The following is a 15,802-nucleotide window of genomic DNA, read 5'->3' on the forward strand; positions in this document are numbered from 1 at the left end:
GTGGGGTTCCTTTCGTCGAACCGCGCGGTCAAGGGGTTCATGCGAACACCGACTCCGAGAAGGAGGTGAAATCAGCGGTTCGCCATCGCTCGGGGCGCATCCGGAGGGTGATGTCGTCGGTGAGCTGGTCGGCGGTCGCCGCCAGGTAGACCTCGGCCTCCCGCGCCCCCAGGTAGCGGACGGCGATGGCCTCCCGGTCGGCCGGGTCGGCCGGATCGGCCACGTGGACGACCGGCCCTTCCACGCTCACGTAGCGGTACGGGGGCGCCTCCTGCTGGACGCACAGGCTGAACCTGCCCGCCGTGCGGATGAGACGCGCCTTCACCGAGTCACGGCCCGTCTGCACGACGACCGTCTCGCCGGGCGCGTAGGAATACCAGATGGGGACCACCAGCGGAGCCCCGCCGTTCCTGGGATCGTCCACGCCGAGGACACCGACGTGGACGTCGGCCAGGAAGGCCTCTCGCTCGGCACGGGACATGGTGGGGAGCATGGAAACCTCTTGAATTGAAAAGGGTCTTCACGAGGACGAACACGGCCACGGAAAGGGAAGGCGCCGCGCACCTCCCACTCTCCCCGCCAGCACCCGCCAGGACAACAGATGAGAACGTTCATTCTCTCGCCGGAGGAAGAAAAGTACCGATTTTCACTTTATGCACACGCGCAGGAAACCCGTTTCGGCTCTCCTTTTGCAAATACCGGACCCAACCAGATCTTCCGAGGCCACCCAGCGGGAGACCCCTCCGCCTTTCCTCATTTCCCCACAGTCCCACGAGGCCAAAAAACTCTCATTTCACAGACAAAGAAGAATATTCACGTCGGGGGCGGAACCGCACAGTCCGTCGCTTTCTCAGGAACAGGACCCCGCGGACACCGGACACGACCGACCGGACGAATTCCATTCGAGCCGAGGAGGATTCCGCACTTCGTCCTGTCCGTTTCCCGTGACTGCCGCGCAACAAAAGGCACGAACACCGCACAACCACCCCCGCCCGCCTCGGTGTCGGGCACGGACGTTTCCCGGTCGCCGACCTCTGGGTACTCGCGGCTACTGACCGCGGATCACCGCGGACACCGACGCGAGGAGGCGGACATGGCGCACGGCACCACGAGAACGCGAGAGCCCGGCCGGCCGGTGGGCGCTCGCGAGGGAGGCCGAACATGAACGACCCCACCGCCCCCGTGGGAACCGGCGGCTGCCCCACCGTCACCGCGGTCCGCGGCTCCCTGGTCTGGTTCGGTTCCGATCCCTTCCACACCTCCAGCGAACAGGCGCTGGAGTACGTGGAGGACGGCCTCCTGGTCTGCCAGGACGGCAAGATCACCGACGCCGGGCCCTACGACAGGCTGATCGGCCGCCTTCCCACGGGCACCACCGTCGTCCACTACCGGGACAAGGTGATCCTGCCCGGGTTCGTCGACCTCCACGTGCACTACGCGCAGACCCGGATCATCGGCGCCTACGGCGACCAGCTCCTGAAATGGCTGAACAAGCACGTCTATCCGGAGGAGGTCCGCTTCGCCGATCCGGGCTACGCCCGCCGAACCGCGGAACTGTTCTGCGACCAGATCCTGCGCAACGGCACCACGACCGCGATGGTCAACTGCGCGACCTACCCGGCCTCGGTCGACGCCCTGTTCGAGGAGACCACCCGCAGGGGCATGCGGGTGGCGGCGGGCAAGGTCCTCATGGACCGCAACGCCCGCTCCGACCTGTTGGACGCGTCCCCCCTCCAGGGTTACGAGGAGTCCGAAGCGCTCATCCGCAAATGGCACGGTGTCGGCCGAAGCCTCTACGCCATCACGCCCCGGTTCGCCCTGGCCTGCACCGGTGAGATGCTCCGGCTGGCCGGGAAGCTGTGGGACGAACACCCCGGCACCCTCCTACAGGCGCATCTGGCGGAGAACGCGGAGGAGGTCGAGGAAGTCCGCTCGCTGTTCCCCGAACGGGAGGACTACGTCGACGTCTACGAGCACTTCGGCCTCCTCGGCCGCGGGGCGGTCTTCGCCCACGCGGTCCACCTCGGCAAACGGGAGTGGGGGCGCCTGTCCGCCACCGGCAGCGGGGTCGCGCACTGCCCCACCTCCAACCTGTTCCTGGGCAGCGGGCTGTTCCCCATGCGCAGCGCCACGGACCGGAGGCACCCCGTGCGCACCGGCCTCGGAACCGACGTGGGCGCCGGCACCAGCCTGTCGCTCGTCCAGACCGCGAACGAGGCCTACAAGGTGGGCCAGCTCGGTGTGACACCCATGGACGGGACCAAGCTCTTCTACCTGGCGACCCTCGGCGGGGCGAGCGCCATGGGCCTGGACGGGGTCGTGGGCTCGCTCGCTCCGGGCAACGAGGCCGACTTCGTGGTCCTGGACCCCTCAGCGACCCAGCTGCTCGCCACACGCACGGCCACGAGCGAAACCGTGGACGACCTGCTCTTCGCCCTCGCGCAGCTGGGCGACGACCGGGCCGTGGCCGCCACCTACGTCAGCGGTCGCCTCGCGCACGAGCGCAACCCGTGCCTGGACGCCAAACCGGACCGCAAGCGGCAGCGGCGATGGACGAAGTCACGCGACATGGGACTGCGGTGGCTCACGTACGAGGAGAGCGCGGGCTGGTCCAAGGACCTGGAGGTGCCGAACGCGTGGTCCCCTTACGCGCCCGGCGTCGAGGCGTACAAGGGCCGCCTGTACTGCCTGCACCAGAACACGTTCCACGACGAGTCCCTGTGGTGGGACGTCTACGACAAGGACACCGGTGCCTGGCGGGGCGACCGCGCGCTCCATGACGCGCTCGGCGATCCGGTGCCCAGTCACGGGCCGTTGGCGGTCTCCCACGCCAACGACTACCTGTACTACGTGCACCACCGCACCTCCTCCGACACACGGCTCTGGTGGGCGCGCTACAACATCGAGGGAGAGACCGGCTGGTCGCCGGACCGCGTCGTCAAGGCGGCAGACGGCCGGGAGGTACGGGCATCGGGCGCGTCCCTCACCGTCTACGACGGCCTCCTCTACTGCGTCCTGAGGAGTGCGGAGGGCCGGCTGCGCTGGCTCACCCAGGACACCGGCTCCAAGGAGTGGAGTACCGAGCGGGACGTGCCGGGAGGATTCACCTCCTCCCGCCCCCCGGTGGTCGAACGGTTCAAGGACCAGCTCTACTGCGTCCACGACCGCGGGGACGACCAGCTCCACTGGCTCACCTACGACAGCGCGTCGGGGAACTGGAGCGAGAGCCGGCGGATCGAGGACGTCGACGGCAACCCCGTCCGCACCTCGTACACCCCGGCGATCACCCGCTACAACGACTACCTGTACTGCGTCTTCCACCAGGAGGACGCCAGCGGCTGGGGACGGCTGTGGTGGACCCGGTACGACAAGGGGAAGGGGTGGAGTCGGCCCGTACGGGCCGGGGACGCCATCTCCTCTCCGGGGTTCGACGTCTCCGCCTACCACGGCCCGCTGTTCTGCGTCCACCGGGGCTGAACCGTACCGCGCCCCCTGCGGTCACCGGTGCCGTACACCACCGGACGCCGGTGTCCGCGGGGGCCGCCCTGCCCGGTCCGGGACCGGGCAGGCGCCCCGAGGAAGGGGCCCGGTCACGCCCTGGCACACCCGGTCCGATGCCGGCGACGAAATGGATGAGAGGTCTCCTCATGGTGCCCCCGGCTGAGCCGTCCCGAGGGTCCGGCCTCCCTCCGCCTTCCCGCAGGCTGGAATCGCTCACCGGTCTGCGGTTCGCCGCGGCGCTCGCCGTGGTCGTCGGGCACATGCACCCGACGCTGTGGTCGGTGACGCTGACCATGGTCGCCGTGTCGTTCTTCTTCGTCCTCAGCGGCTTCGTACTCACGTGGTCGGCTCAACCGGAGGAAGCGCCCGGTGTGTTCTGGCGCCGACGGTTCTTCAGAATCGTCCCCAGCCACGCGGTGGTGTGGCTGGCCATGCTGGTCCTGCTCGCGGCCACCGCGATGTCACCGGCACCGGGGTTCACCCCGGCTGGAGTGCCCGCGCCGGGGCCGGCCCTCGCCAACCTGCTGCTCGTCCACACCTGGGTCCTGGACCCGGCCTTCCTCTACGGCGTGAACCCGCCGAGCTGGTCGCTCAGCGTGGAGCTCTTCTTCTACTTCCTCTTCCCCCTGGTCATCCCTCTGGTGCGGCGGATCCCGGCCCGGTGGCTGCCGCTCCCGATCGCCGCAACGATCGCTGTCATCTGGGCGCTTCCGGCCGCCGCCACGGCCATCACCGGACCGCCCGTGGCCCCGGGCTGGATCGACGTACCACTGGAAGCGTTCTGGCTCGCCTACTTCTCCCCCGCCAGCCGACTGCCCGAGTTCCTGCTGGGCATCCTGCTGGCGCGCGCGATGCACCACGGCTTCGCCCCGAGGGTCGGGGTCGTCCTGCCCTCGCTCGTCCTTTTCGCCTGCGTCGCCGCCGCACCGCTGGTCCCGCGCCCCTTCACCTTCGCGGCGCTGAGCGTCGTCCCCGCCGCGCTGATCGTCCTCGGCACCGCCTCACTCGACCTGCGCCGGGCACCCTCGCTGTGGCGGACACCGGCCATGCTCCACCTCGGCCGGATCTCGTTCGCGCTGTACCTCACCCACTATCCGGTCCTGCTGCTGTTCGAGCACTACTGCTCCCACCTGTTCCACGGCGTTCCCGGGGCCGCCGGGGCGTTCGTACTCCAGGTGGCGGCCTCCATGGCCCTCGCGTGGCTGCTCTTCCGCTTCGTCGAGCAGCCGACAGCGCGCAGGTTCGGGGCGTCCCGGCCGAAGCGGCCACGCACAGGCGCGGACGGAAGCACTCCAGCCCCCTGACGATGAGGACGTCCGGAGCCGAAAAGGCCCCGGCGAACACCGTCGGCAGGAGCGCGAGGTCCTCGGCCGCGTCGGCCGTGGCCAGGGCAGATGCGTCGTTGGTGCCGTCGCGCCACGGCCACGAGCCCTCCGGCCTGCTCGCGCCGGAGCAGCGCGAACCGGCCCCCGGGCCGCGCTCGGTCCGGGACGTCGTCCACGCCCGCCTCACGGGTGATGACCTGGGCGGTACGCCGGTGGTCACCGGTCACCACCACGGTGCGGCTGCCCATGGCGCGCAGCTGGTCGAACCGTTCGCGCGTGCCCGGTTCGACGGTGTCCTCGAGGTGGAGGACACCGAGTACTCCGGCGGCCCCGGGCCGACCCCCTTGCCGGGCCCTCGCCTGGAACGGGGACGACACAGCCTTCCCCGCAGCTCTCTCACTCCGTTCGGGTGCGACCTCCCACCCGGGCTTGCTCGTTCGCCTCACAGCGCCCCTGAACGGTGTCCTCACATCCGTCTTCAGTATCGTCTTCCGATGTCGGGACGCGATGCCTGGCCCCGGACCCACCGTGAAGGACCCCGCCCATGAGCCCACCGCTGGATCCCCCCGATGAACGCCCTGCACAGGGCATACCGGGGAAAGGCTCGCAGGCGGGCGGAAGCCCGTGGGAGGTGTTCCGGGTCTTCCTGCTCCTGGGGCTGACCTCGTTCGGTGGACCGGTGGCGCACCTGGGCTACTTCCGGGACGCGTTCGTGGTGCGCCGGGGCTGGATCGGCGAGGCCGCCTACGCCGACCTGGTGGCGCTGTGCCAGTTCCTGCCCGGGCCCGCCTCCAGCCAGGTCGGCATGGCCATCGGTCTGCGCCGCGCCGGATACGCCGGGATGGCCGCTGCCTGGGTGGCCTTCACCCTTCCCTCGGCGCTGCTGCTGGTGGCCTTCGCTCTGGGGGTGCAGGCGTTGGGCGCCGAGCCCGGCGCCGGGTGGCTGCTCGGCCTCAAAGCCGCCGCCGTCGCCGTGGTCGCCCACGCCCTGCTCGGCATGGCCGCGAACCTGGCCTCCGGTCGGCGCCAGGCCACGATCGCCGTGGCCGCCCTCGTGGTGGTCCTCCTGCTTCCCTCGGCCCTGAGCCAGGTCGCGGCCATAGCGGCGGGTGCCCTGATCGGAGCGCTCTGGCTCACGACGGCGCCCGCTGAGCGGGAATCGAGCGGCCCCGCCGTCCCCGTCCGGCGCCGAACCGCCCTGACGTGCCTGGCCGCGTTCGCCGTCCTGTTGATGGGCCTGCCCGTGTTGGCGGCCCTGACCGGCAGTACGGCCGCGGGGACGGCGGACGGCTTCTACCGTGCCGGATCACTGGTCTTCGGCGGCGGCCACGTGGTCCTGCCCCTGCTGGAGGCCGAGGTCGTGGGTGGCGGCGCGGTGGACCAGGAGTCCTTCCTGGCCGGGTACGGCGCCGCCCAGGCCGTGCCGGGACCCTTGTTCACCTTCTCCGCCTACCTGGGCGCCCTCATGCCGGTCGCCGGGAGCCCGCTGCTGGGGGCCGCGATCGCTCTCGTGGCGGTCTTCGTGCCCTCGGCGCTGTTGGTCGTGGGCGCGTTGCCGTACTGGGAGCGGATGCGCACCGACCCGCGTGCTCGGCAGGCGATGGCCGGGGCCGGCGCGGCGGTGGTGGGTGTCCTCGCCGCGGCCCTGTACGACCCGGTCTTCACCCAGGGCGTGGTCTCCCCCGCGACGATGGCCCTGGCCGCGGCGGCGTTCGTGGCCCTGGCGGTGTGGCGCGCCCCGGCCTGGGCCGTCGTCCTCGCGGCCAGCGCGATCGGGCTCCTGCTCCTGTGAGTGAGACCCGGGGTCAGCCGACGGGCTCGGGTTCGTACTGTTCCCCGGTCATCGGGTTGGTGGCCAGGCCGGTAGCGGAGTCGTAGTCGACGTCCATGCCCAGCAGGGGATCGTGCAGCAGGCCGGTGTCGGGGTTGCGGGGCAGTCCCGAAGCGGGATCGATCTCCCAGCCGGTCGCCGGGTCGATCCGGGGGTCCTGCGTCGGCTCCTGCGTCGGTTCGGGCGAGGGTTCGGGGGAAGGCTCGGCCTCGGTGCGCTGGGAGTCCTCGTCGTCCTCCGGCGCCTGCGACTCGGCCACGATCTCACTGCGGCCCTGCTGCGACTCCGCGCCTCCCTGCGGGTCGAGCGCGCCCCAGCTGACCAGGGCCAGGATGAGGATTCCCAGGCCCACCCGGTAGTAGACGAACGGCATGAAGCTGTGCGTGGAGATGAACCGCATCAGCCAGGCGATCACCACGAAGCCGACCACGCCCGCCACGACCGTGCCCACGATGGTGGCGCCCCAGCCCGCGTACTCGTCGCCGCCGATGTCGGTGAGCTTGTACACACCCGATCCGAAGACCGCGGGAAGGGCCAGCAGGAAGGCGTACTCGGCGGCGTCCTTGCGCTTGAACCCCAGCAGCATCCCGCCCGTGATGGTGCCGCCCGAGCGGGAGACACCGGGGATCAGCGCGAGCGCCTGGAACATGCCGAACGCCATACCCCGGGAAACGTTCAGGTCCTCCAGTTCCCGGCGCTTGCGCGCGTACCGGTCCGCGAGGCCGAGGAACACCCCGAAGACGATGAGGTTCAGCGCGACCAGGCGCAGGTCGCGGAAGACGCTCTCGATCTGGTCTTCCAGGAGCAGGCCGAGGACCACGATGGGGAGCGAGCCGAGGATGACGTACCAGCCCATGCGGGCGTTGATGTCACCGCGCAGGTCCCGGTCGAACAGGGACCTGGCCCAGGTGGACAGGATCGCCCAGATCCGCTGGCGGAAGTAGATCACCACGGCCAGTTCGGTGCCGATCTGGCTGACGGCGGTGAAGGCGGCCCCGGGGTCGGGCCAGCCGAAGAAGGCGGACACCACGCGCAGGTGCCCGCTGGAGGAGATGGGGAGAAACTCGGTCAGCCCTTGGACGAGGCCGAGGATGATCGCTTCGAGGAGGGACACGGAAGGGCCTTCTGTTTCATCGTCGCCGTCGTGGCTGCGCTCTGGTGCGTTGGGCACGGCTCGTGGGGTGCGCGCTCCGTGCGGCGGCGAGGGCTCCGGCCGGTCCGTCGGAAGCCACCGGACTGCGCGCTGGGGCATCGTATCCCGATATCGTTTCGTGCCGGGACGGTCCTATGGATGCCGAGCGAGGCCGAGGGCGGTCTTGAGGTCGTGGAAGACCTTCGCCTCGGCCGACCGTTGGGTGCAGCGCACCGCGAGATGGCGCACGCCCTTCTCGGAGTGGTGAACCAGCCCGTCGTTCCGGCGGCCGCCATGGGACCGGTTCCACACGACCATCTCCAACGCGCCCGGAGCCAGGCCGGTGCGCGGCGACCCCGATACCCGCCGGCCCGCCACCCGGCGCGAGTGGACGTCGACCACGAACGTCGGGTGCACCCGAGGTGAAGGCGATCGAATCGTGGCTTCTGCTCAGCATCTGTTCACTCAATGAACACTGAGCTTTCTTCGGAGCGTCGGGCCACACTCCGGACGCCGCCTCGAGATCCCGTACCCGGCGCCGATCCTCCCGAGCCTTCACGGCCGCCGAGACGAAACACGAGCCCGGAGGCATCGGACGCCCCTGGTTTCCGAAGGAGCTCTTGCCGGTTGTCGGCTCCCCGGCCCTTGATCAGCTCTCGTTCGCCAGGCCCCGCACAGGGTCGGCGCCCAGGACTCCGGCAGTGAAGTTCGCCAACTGCGCCCGCATCCTTTCGCGCGGCACACACGCATGCCCGGCCAGGTGCTCGACCAGATCGGCTCGGACGGCCGCGAGCAGGGCGTGAGCGGTGAAGTCGCTGTCGGTCAGGCCGGGAATCTGTCCCAGCATGGTGTCCAGCAGGCCGTGCCACCGCTCGTAGTGATCCGCCTGGTACGGGCTGCCGCTCCCGCTCTCCTCCAGGGCCAGCATGAGGGGGCGGTTGTCGAGTTTGAAGCACAGGAGCGTGTCGAGCAGGGCAAGCACGCGCTGCCGCGGCGGAGTCGCGGGGCCCAAGGGCGCAGGTCCGCTCTCAACGGCCTTCCTGACTGGTTCCAGCCGTGCTTCGTACAGTGCGCGCAGCAGTCCGGTGCGGTCGCCGAAGGACCGGAAGAGCGTGCCTTTACCGACGCCGGCCGCCGCTGCGATGGAGGCCAGGGTGACACCTTCCGGGCTCTCGCAGCGGGAGAAGAGATCGTCGGCGGCCGCAAGGACGGCCTGCCGGTTACGGGCGGCATCCTTGCGGGGTTTGCGCTCGGTCATGCTGCACCTCCGTTTGCAAAGCGGACCCACGGTCCGTATCGTTGAAGCGGACCCAAGGTCCGCATTCTATGAGATGGAGGGCACCCATGTCTGCATCGGCTTCTCCGGCGGACCTCTACCGCCACAGCCTGCGGCTGTTACTGGACAAGGACATCCCCGCGTGGATCGCCTTGTGGGCCGAGGACGGCCTCATGGAGTTTCCCTTCGCCCCGGACGGCTGGCCGAAGCGTCTGGAGAGCAGGGAGGCCATCGCCGAGTACATGCGCCATTACCCGGATCACATCGATCTACATGACTTCCCCGAGCTGCGAATCCACGAGACCACCGACCCCGAGACCATCGTGGTCGAGATGCGTGGCATCGGCCGCCTGGTGGAGTCCGACCGCCCCTTCGACATGACCTACATCGCCGTCGTAGCGGTCCGGGACGGACACATCACCTCCTACCGCGACTACTGGAACCCCCTCGTCGTCCTCGAACCCGGCACCGACTTCACCAGGAGCAACCGATGACCACCACCGATACCACCTTGGTCATCGGCGCCACCGGCACCACCGGCAGCCGCACCGCGGCGCAGTTGTCAGCCCTCGGCCACCGCGCCAAAGCCGCCAGCCGGCGCGGAGCCGACGTCCCCGGCGCGGAGCCGGTCGCATTCGACTGGTACGAACCCGCCACCCACGCCGCCGCCCTCGACGGAGCCGACCGTGTCTACCTGATCCCGCCCGTGGGCGACGCCGACCCGGCTGCGGTCATGTTGCCCTTTCTCCGGCAGGCCCGCACTGCCGGCGTGCGCCGTGCGGTACTCCTCAGCTCCTCGGCCATCCCCGAGGGCGGCCCTGCGGTGGGAACAGTGCACCAGGCCCTGCCCGACCTGTTCGAACAGTGGGCGGTGCTGCGGCCCTCGTGGTTCATGCAGAACTTCACCGGCACACACGCGCATGCCGCGAGCATCCGTGAGGAAGGCACCCTCTGGACCGCGACCGGGAGTGGTCGGGTCGGATTCGTCGACGCCGAGGACATCGCGGCCGTCGCCGTCCGTGCTCTGACCGACGAACACGCCCCCAACACCGATCTCGTCCTCACCGGGCCGGAGGCGCTCAGCTACGACGACATCGCCACCGCCATCACCCAGGTCACCGGCCGACCCGTGGACCACCACCGCCTGTCCTACGAACAGATGCGCGACCGCCTCACGGCACAGGTGCCGCTGGAGTTCGCCTCGATACTGGCCGGCATGGACCGTGCCATCGCCGAGGGGGCGGAGGACCGCATCACCGACACCGTCCAGCGCCTCACGGGACGACCCGCACGCAGATTCCGCGTTCACCTCGAACAAGAGATGGGATGAAGCTGCTCGGCCCCGGCTCCATTGCCCGCGAATCCCGACGGAGATGTCGCCGCACCCCGCTCGGCGTGCACCACCCCGGGCGAGACCCCGCTGACGGTAGCCAGGCCGCTGAACAGCTCCACAGCACGGGCCCTGGACTCGAATCAAGGCGCCCCGGGCTTTCCGCACAGCGGTTGGCATGCCGCTCTTCCAACCCGACGGTCACAGGTTCGAATCCTGCCGGGTGCGCCATAAATCCCCAGATCACAGCCTCAGAAGATCAGGGTCCAGCAGGGTCGTCCCACCAGTGGGTCCAGGGTGTGACCGAGGTGGTACCAGGCCTTCCACCCATACCTCGCCCATACCCGTACCGGCAGACTCTGTCGGTGCCCCGCGGCGTCAGTCACGAAGACCAGCCAGTCGCCTCCTGCACGGCCAGCAACGAGGCACCACGCCAACTGGCTACCTGCTGATCGAGGTTTCGCGGCGGCCCACTCCTGTGAGTGACGGAAGGCGATCCCGGCACACACCCCAGCCTCCACCACACCCGACACGAAACTCGTGCGGTGGCAGGACCACTTCCACGTCGCCTACGCCAACCCTTCCGGGGCCTGGCACCTGCTGCAACGCCTGGCTTTCTCCCATCAGGTGCCCGCCACCCGGGGCCCGAACGCAACGAAGAGGAGGTTCACTGGTGACGCACGACCCCAGGCCAAAAGAGGAAACTGAAAGCTCGGGTGTATGAATCGCCTTCTCTGATGAGAGCGGCGCTGGAGTGGGTTCGGGCGGTGTTCCTGCCCCGCTACGCCCCAGAGCTGAACCCGTTGGAGACGTTGTCGTCACACTTCAAACGCGTGCTCAAAACCCTCCTCTTCCGGAATCCCGAGGAGCTGGAGCAGGTGATCAGAGCACATCGGCGCCTGGTGCACAAACGCCCGAACCTGCGGCACCGATCGGGGCGAATTCAAGGCCCACTCACACGGTGACCACCACTGAAGAATGGAGGTCAGTCCGGGAAAAATTGGCGGCCTGGCCAGGGCCGCACTTGTTCTCACACAGCCTGCCATAATCATCCCCTGACCCACTCCACACACCCAGCAGGCCCCGAGGAACGACAACCAGCGGACCGCCTAGCATGCCCAGCCACTTCATTCGACAATTCTAAATTCAAATACCAGGATACCAATCAAAGATTATATGCCCCTTCAGGCCAAATGAAAGACTTGGGCGGGCCAACTATTGCAGCCTCAATTTTCCCAACTCGGCCATCAGTGAGAATCATCATCCTCCATTCAGAGGACCTGATGGCAAAAAGGCCGCACTCGTTCTTGTTTTCAAGAGCCCCAAAGAACCCCATCCACCCAAACCTCTCCCGAGCAAGCTCAGGATAACTTGAATACCTGGATCTATGGATACTCAAAAGCCTGGAGCTGGGTGACACAAACACCCTGAAGGACGCACCAGGATCCCAGCATGCGTTATCCAAGACTTCCTCCGGAATGACCTCCAAAGATCGACAGGGTCTTTTCTTTAGCATGAAAATCACCCTGTCGCGAGAAATATTAAAAATATAAACCCTCCACCGAAAAAAGGCACTTGCGCCTAGCGGCTAACGAAAATTAATATCCCCCGGGGACATGCCCGACCAGGTTATGAACCCTCACACCCTGGGTCCAAGCCTGAACCGCGCTGACGCTTCTAATCCGACGGTCGCAGGTTCGAATCCTACCGAGTGCGCCATGAAACCCCAGGTCACAGCCCTCTCTGGGCATCGGTCAGCCTCGCTGTTCCTGTGGTGGGTCCACGGTGGGTCCCAAGTAGGACCGGCGCCGAACCCGGCCGAACAGCTCTGCCCCGCACCTGGCGACGAACCCGGCCCGCATCGCGCAACACCAGCCACGCCGTGCGCTCCGCCGCCTCACGCGCCACCTGCGGCAGCACGCTGGCGTAGGTGCCCGCGGTCAGCACGATGCTCGCGTGCCCAGCATCGCCTGGACCACCTTCAGCTCCACCCCCGCCGCCAACGCCAACGTCGCCGCACCATGGCGCAGGTCATGCAACCGCACCGGCGGCAGCCCGCTGGAGGTGTTCAGCTTCCGAAACAGGCGCGAGAGCCGCTCCGGAGCCAACGCACTACCCCGCAGGGCGGTGAAGACGAACCCCCGCGGATCCCACACCCGCCCCTGACCCTGTGTTTCCTGCTGCTGGTGCCACTGGTGGCGGCGCAACACCCCCAAGGTGGTGTGGTCCACCGACACCATCCGCCGGCTCGCCGCGCTCTTGGGAGCCAGCTCCACCAGCCTGCCCTGGTGGGACTGCAGCTGGCGCTCCACCCGCGCCGTCCCCCGCACCAGGTCGATGTCGGGCCAGCGCAACCCCACGCTCTCGCCCCGGCGCAATCCCGTCATCACCGCCAGATGAAACAAGGCGTACAACCGGTCGCCGCACACGTGGTCCAAGAACGCGCGAGTCTGCTCCACCGTCCACACCGCCACCACCGGCCGCACCCCACCGTTACGCCAGTCCGCGACGGCCTGCTCGGTCCACACCACCGGCCGCGCAGCACGGCCGCCCTCCAACCGCAACCCCTTGGCCGGCTTCGAGGCCAACAACCCCTGGTGCACGGCAGTGTTCAACGCCGCTCGCAACGTAGCCCGCACCCGCTGCACCGTCGCCGCCGACAACAACACGCCCGTAGGCGACCTGTGCCGGGCAATGGAGGCGAAGGCCTGCGCCACCACAGCGGGAGTCAGCTCCGCCAGGACCAAAGCCCCCAGATGGGGTTGCAGGTGGCGGTGGATGTGCTCGGCATAACTGGTCCGGGTCAACGGCCGCAACCGGGCGCGGGTGGCCAACCAGTGCTCTAGCCACGCCCCACCGTCAACACCGCCGTACCGGTATCGCCGTCCTCGAACTCCCGCTCCCGGCGCAAACCCTGGCGGGCCGCTTCCCTGGACACGAACCCACCCCGACGCACCCGACGCCGACCACCCGGGAGATGGTCCAACTCCAACGCGAAGTACCAACTCCCATGCCCCCTACGCGCCAACCCGGGGCACCGACCCTCCCCAGCCTTCACACCCCTCACACCACGGCACCCGCACCGCTTGTACACCCAACCCGATCCAGACACAACGAACACCCCCACAACCAGTGCCCGCCCACAACCGAAGCAGAAGCTATGCCCAGCTCAGACCCCAGGGTGAACGACCTTCAGGCTCACGCACTTCCCCCGGATGACGGGAGGCGATCCCGGCACACCCAACTCTCCATCACATCCCTGCGGAACAGGCCCTGGTATTCCATCTGCTCTCGCTTACACCAACGCAGATAACTGGACTTCACCCAAAAGATCGACAGAGTAGCGCATTACCGTCCTCTCTTTCCTCGCATCGAATAAAACCAAACACAATAAGCGAAGTACAACGACGACAGAATAGCCAGAGCCGCAACAAAGTGAAACAAGTTTGCAGCAGAATCAGACATGACACCCACCAGAAGACCAAGTGGATAAGACAAGCCAACTACAAAAATCAGAGGCCACTTGGGCAGGGTTTGATTTTTCAAATTTTCCCCCAATCAAAGGGGTGACCTTTCCGAGCAAAGGCCACCCCAAGGTTATTATCTACCAGTTGGCCCTTTGCCCACACGATATGCCAAATTGAATTGCCCCAACCAAGGCGAATATGGCAGCGGCAGCAAAGACCACCACACCTCCGATGAGACCGGCAGGACCACCCCAAATGACCCAGATGCCAAGTCCTGCGAGGCCTGATGCCAGTCCCCAGGCCGAGCTCCCCGTGCACAGTCCGGTGGGGTCGGTGTTGTTGATGGGATCGCACATTGCGTAGGTGTGGTTGTTCAGTTCTTGCCGAGAGGGGTCCGGTTGGGTGAAGCCCAACGTGAACGTGTCGTAGAAGCGGTGGGACAGGTGCACGGTCCCGTCCTGGAACTGGTAGGCGCCGGTGTAACCGAACGGGTTCAGCTCCCCCGCCCGGGTCCCGTCCAGGGTGTCACTGTTCTGTTCACCGTAGGGGCTGTACTCATAGACCGCGTCCGGAGCATCGGCCTCAGAGCCTTCAGCGGTGACCGCGAGGACGGTGTTCTGGTGGTCCAGGGTGTAGTGGAAGCGCTCCTCCCCCTCCCAGGCCACCATCGAGATCAACTCACCGTTCGGATCCCGGACGAAGCTGGTGCGCTCGCCTTTGGAGGCGATGTTGGTGACCCCCAGGGCGGTGTTGGACAGCTGGCGCTCGATCCGGTCGCCGTCGTGCACGTCGGTGATGCCCCGCAGCTGGGTCTGGTCGGTGGTGTCATAGCTCAACCACGCGGCCAGGTCACCCTCACCGTCATCGATACGGGTGTTCTGGTTGGTGACGCTGTAGTCCAGCACGTACTCACCCCGACCGGTCATGTTCCCGGCCCCGTCATGGGCCACGTCCTCACCGCGCGCTCGGGTGGGCTGGTCGGCGTCGTTGTAGCTGAACTCCTCCTCCCCCGAGGTAAGCAGGTTGCCGGCGTCGTCGTAGGTGTAGTCCACAGTGCCGTTGCTGGTCAGGCGCTGCAGGCCGTCGTAGGAGAAGTTCTCCTCCTCGCCGTTGACGGTGCGCGACTGGAGCTGGTCGCTGTCCTCGCCCTCGGCGGTGTCCCAGGTGTAGGAAGCCTCCACCAGCATCTGGTCGGCGGCGCCGGTGGTGGTGATGTCCGTCAACCGCCCCGAGGCGTCATAGCCGCGGCTCTCCTCGGCACCGTCCGGGTGGGTGATGGTGGTGCGTTGGTTGTTGGCGTCGTAGTCGAAGGTGGTCTCGGCTCCGGTGTGGTCGACCAGGGAAGTGAGGCGGAACGCGGCGTCGTAACCGTACTCGGTCTTTTGGCCGTGTTCGGTGACGGCGGTGACGTTGCCGACCGCGTCGTGGGTGTAGCTGGTGGTTTCCGTACCGGCGGAGTCGGTGCGCTCGGATGCGGTCAGGTCGCCGCGACCGTTGTAGGACCAGGTAGTAGTGGCCTGGTCGGTGTGCGTGGCGACCTGGCGGCCGTTGCCGTCGTACTCCACGCTCTGGAGCACGTCGCCCTCGTGGGAGATGGACACGATCCGGTCCAGCCGGTCGTAGCCGTAGTCCAACTTGGTGCCGTTGCCGTCGGTCACCGACGTCACCCGGGACAAAGTGTCGTAGCCGAAGGTGGTTGCGCCGATCGGGCCGGGTTCGGCCATCTCGGTCAGGTTCCCGACACTGTCGTAGGAGAAGCTGGTGGTATTGCCGTTAGCGTCCGTCATCGAGGAGACCAGGCCTTGGCCGGTGTAGTCGATGTCGGAGACGGTGATGTCCATGTCCTCCTGGACCGCGCGGTTCAGGTTGCCCGCGTCGTCGTAGGACATCTCCAGAGTGTCCCCGTCAGGGGTGGTGACGCTGGTGGGTTTGGCCGGATT

Annotated in this window: 11 protein-coding genes and 1 pseudogene; 5 read left to right on the forward strand and 7 right to left on the reverse strand. The window is 67.6% G+C overall.

The features are described from left to right. Positions 1 to 37: 37 nt before the first annotated feature. Positions 38 to 493, reverse strand: a complete 456-nt coding sequence (locus D458_RS0127630) for a pyridoxamine 5'-phosphate oxidase family protein (RefSeq protein WP_017589962.1) — start codon at positions 491 to 493, stop codon at positions 38 to 40. A 668-nt stretch (positions 494 to 1,161) separates the two neighbouring features. Between D458_RS0127630 and guaD the strand changes: the two genes are divergently transcribed. Both guaD and D458_RS34390 read left to right on the forward strand, forming a co-directional pair. Continuing rightward, entirely contained in the window at positions 1,162 to 3,477 is a 2,316-nt protein-coding gene (gene guaD, locus D458_RS35855) for a guanine deaminase (RefSeq protein WP_017589963.1), read from the forward strand. 170 nt (positions 3,478 to 3,647) lie between these two features. After that, complete coding sequence (locus D458_RS34390) at positions 3,648 to 4,805, forward strand: acyltransferase family protein (RefSeq protein ID WP_017589964.1); 1,158 nt, start codon at positions 3,648 to 3,650, stop codon at positions 4,803 to 4,805. Between the two features lie 197 nt (positions 4,806 to 5,002). Here the strand turns inward: D458_RS34390 and D458_RS38115 are convergent. Next, positions 5,003 to 5,410 (reverse strand): annotated as a pseudogene (locus tag D458_RS38115) (HAD family hydrolase); the annotation flags it as partial. Positions 5,411 to 5,457: 47 nt separating this feature from the next. Between D458_RS38115 and chrA the strand changes: the two are divergent. Then, complete coding sequence (gene chrA / locus D458_RS0127645) at positions 5,458 to 6,618, forward strand: chromate efflux transporter (protein ID WP_017589965.1); 1,161 nt, start codon at positions 5,458 to 5,460, stop codon at positions 6,616 to 6,618. 13 nt (positions 6,619 to 6,631) lie between these two features. On the opposite strand, the gene D458_RS0127650 is transcribed toward chrA, so the two are convergent. From D458_RS0127650 to D458_RS0127660, 3 genes are all read right to left on the reverse strand, one after another. Beyond that, positions 6,632 to 7,771, reverse strand: coding sequence for an undecaprenyl-diphosphate phosphatase (locus D458_RS0127650; protein WP_017589966.1), 1,140 nt, complete (start codon positions 7,769 to 7,771; stop codon positions 6,632 to 6,634). A 171-nt stretch (positions 7,772 to 7,942) separates the two neighbouring features. Next, positions 7,943 to 8,206: a hypothetical protein gene (locus D458_RS34395; RefSeq protein WP_017589967.1), complete on the reverse strand. Its 264-nt coding sequence runs from the start codon at positions 8,204 to 8,206 to the stop codon at positions 7,943 to 7,945. A gap of 232 nt (positions 8,207 to 8,438) precedes the next feature. Further along, a complete protein-coding gene (locus D458_RS0127660; RefSeq protein ID WP_017589968.1) occupies positions 8,439 to 9,047 on the reverse strand; it encodes a TetR/AcrR family transcriptional regulator in 609 nt (202 codons plus the stop codon). An 86-nt stretch (positions 9,048 to 9,133) separates the two neighbouring features. On the opposite strand from D458_RS0127660, the gene D458_RS0127665 reads away from it, so the two are divergent. Together D458_RS0127665 and D458_RS0127670 are read left to right on the forward strand one after the other, a co-directional pair. Next, on the forward strand, positions 9,134 to 9,559 hold the full coding sequence (locus D458_RS0127665) for a nuclear transport factor 2 family protein (protein ID WP_017589969.1): 426 nt from the start codon (positions 9,134 to 9,136) through the stop codon (positions 9,557 to 9,559). After that, positions 9,556 to 10,395: an NmrA family NAD(P)-binding protein gene (locus D458_RS0127670; RefSeq protein WP_017589970.1), complete on the forward strand. Its 840-nt coding sequence runs from the start codon at positions 9,556 to 9,558 to the stop codon at positions 10,393 to 10,395. The genes D458_RS0127665 and D458_RS0127670 overlap by 4 nt, the downstream gene beginning before the upstream one ends. Positions 10,396 to 12,335: 1,940 nt before the next feature. Here D458_RS0127670 and D458_RS34400 read toward each other — a convergent pair. Together D458_RS34400 and D458_RS34405 are read right to left on the reverse strand one after the other, a co-directional pair. Beyond that, positions 12,336 to 13,229 carry a site-specific integrase gene (locus D458_RS34400; protein ID WP_017589972.1) on the reverse strand — a complete coding sequence of 298 codons (894 nt, stop codon included), beginning with the start codon at positions 13,227 to 13,229 and terminating at the stop codon, positions 12,336 to 12,338. Positions 13,230 to 13,999: 770 nt separating this feature from the next. After that, on the reverse strand, positions 14,000 to 15,802 hold a 1,803-nt coding region (locus D458_RS34405; protein WP_017589973.1), incomplete at its 5' end, for an RHS repeat-associated core domain-containing protein.

The sequence above is a fragment of the Nocardiopsis ganjiahuensis DSM 45031 genome, assembly GCF_000341085.1.
GTDB classification, from domain to species: domain Bacteria; phylum Actinomycetota; class Actinomycetes; order Streptosporangiales; family Streptosporangiaceae; genus Nocardiopsis; species Nocardiopsis ganjiahuensis.

What these genes read in the sequence shown, in the direction of transcription:
- D458_RS34390 (WP_017589964.1), top strand. Translation starts at nt 3,648, where the DNA reads ATGGTGCCCCCGGCTGAGCCGTCCCGAGGGTCCGGCCTCCCTCCGCCT.
- guaD (WP_017589963.1), top strand. Translation starts at nt 1,162, where the DNA reads ATGAACGACCCCACCGCCCCCGTGGGAACCGGCGGCTGCCCCACCGTC.
- D458_RS0127670 (WP_017589970.1), top strand. Translation starts at nt 9,556, where the DNA reads ATGACCACCACCGATACCACCTTGGTCATCGGCGCCACCGGCACCACC.
- D458_RS0127665 (WP_017589969.1), top strand. Translation starts at nt 9,134, where the DNA reads ATGTCTGCATCGGCTTCTCCGGCGGACCTCTACCGCCACAGCCTGCGG.
- D458_RS0127660 (WP_017589968.1), bottom strand. Translation starts at nt 9,047, where the DNA reads ATGACCGAGCGCAAACCCCGCAAGGATGCCGCCCGTAACCGGCAGGCC.
- D458_RS0127630 (WP_017589962.1), bottom strand. Translation starts at nt 493, where the DNA reads ATGCTCCCCACCATGTCCCGTGCCGAGCGAGAGGCCTTCCTGGCCGAC.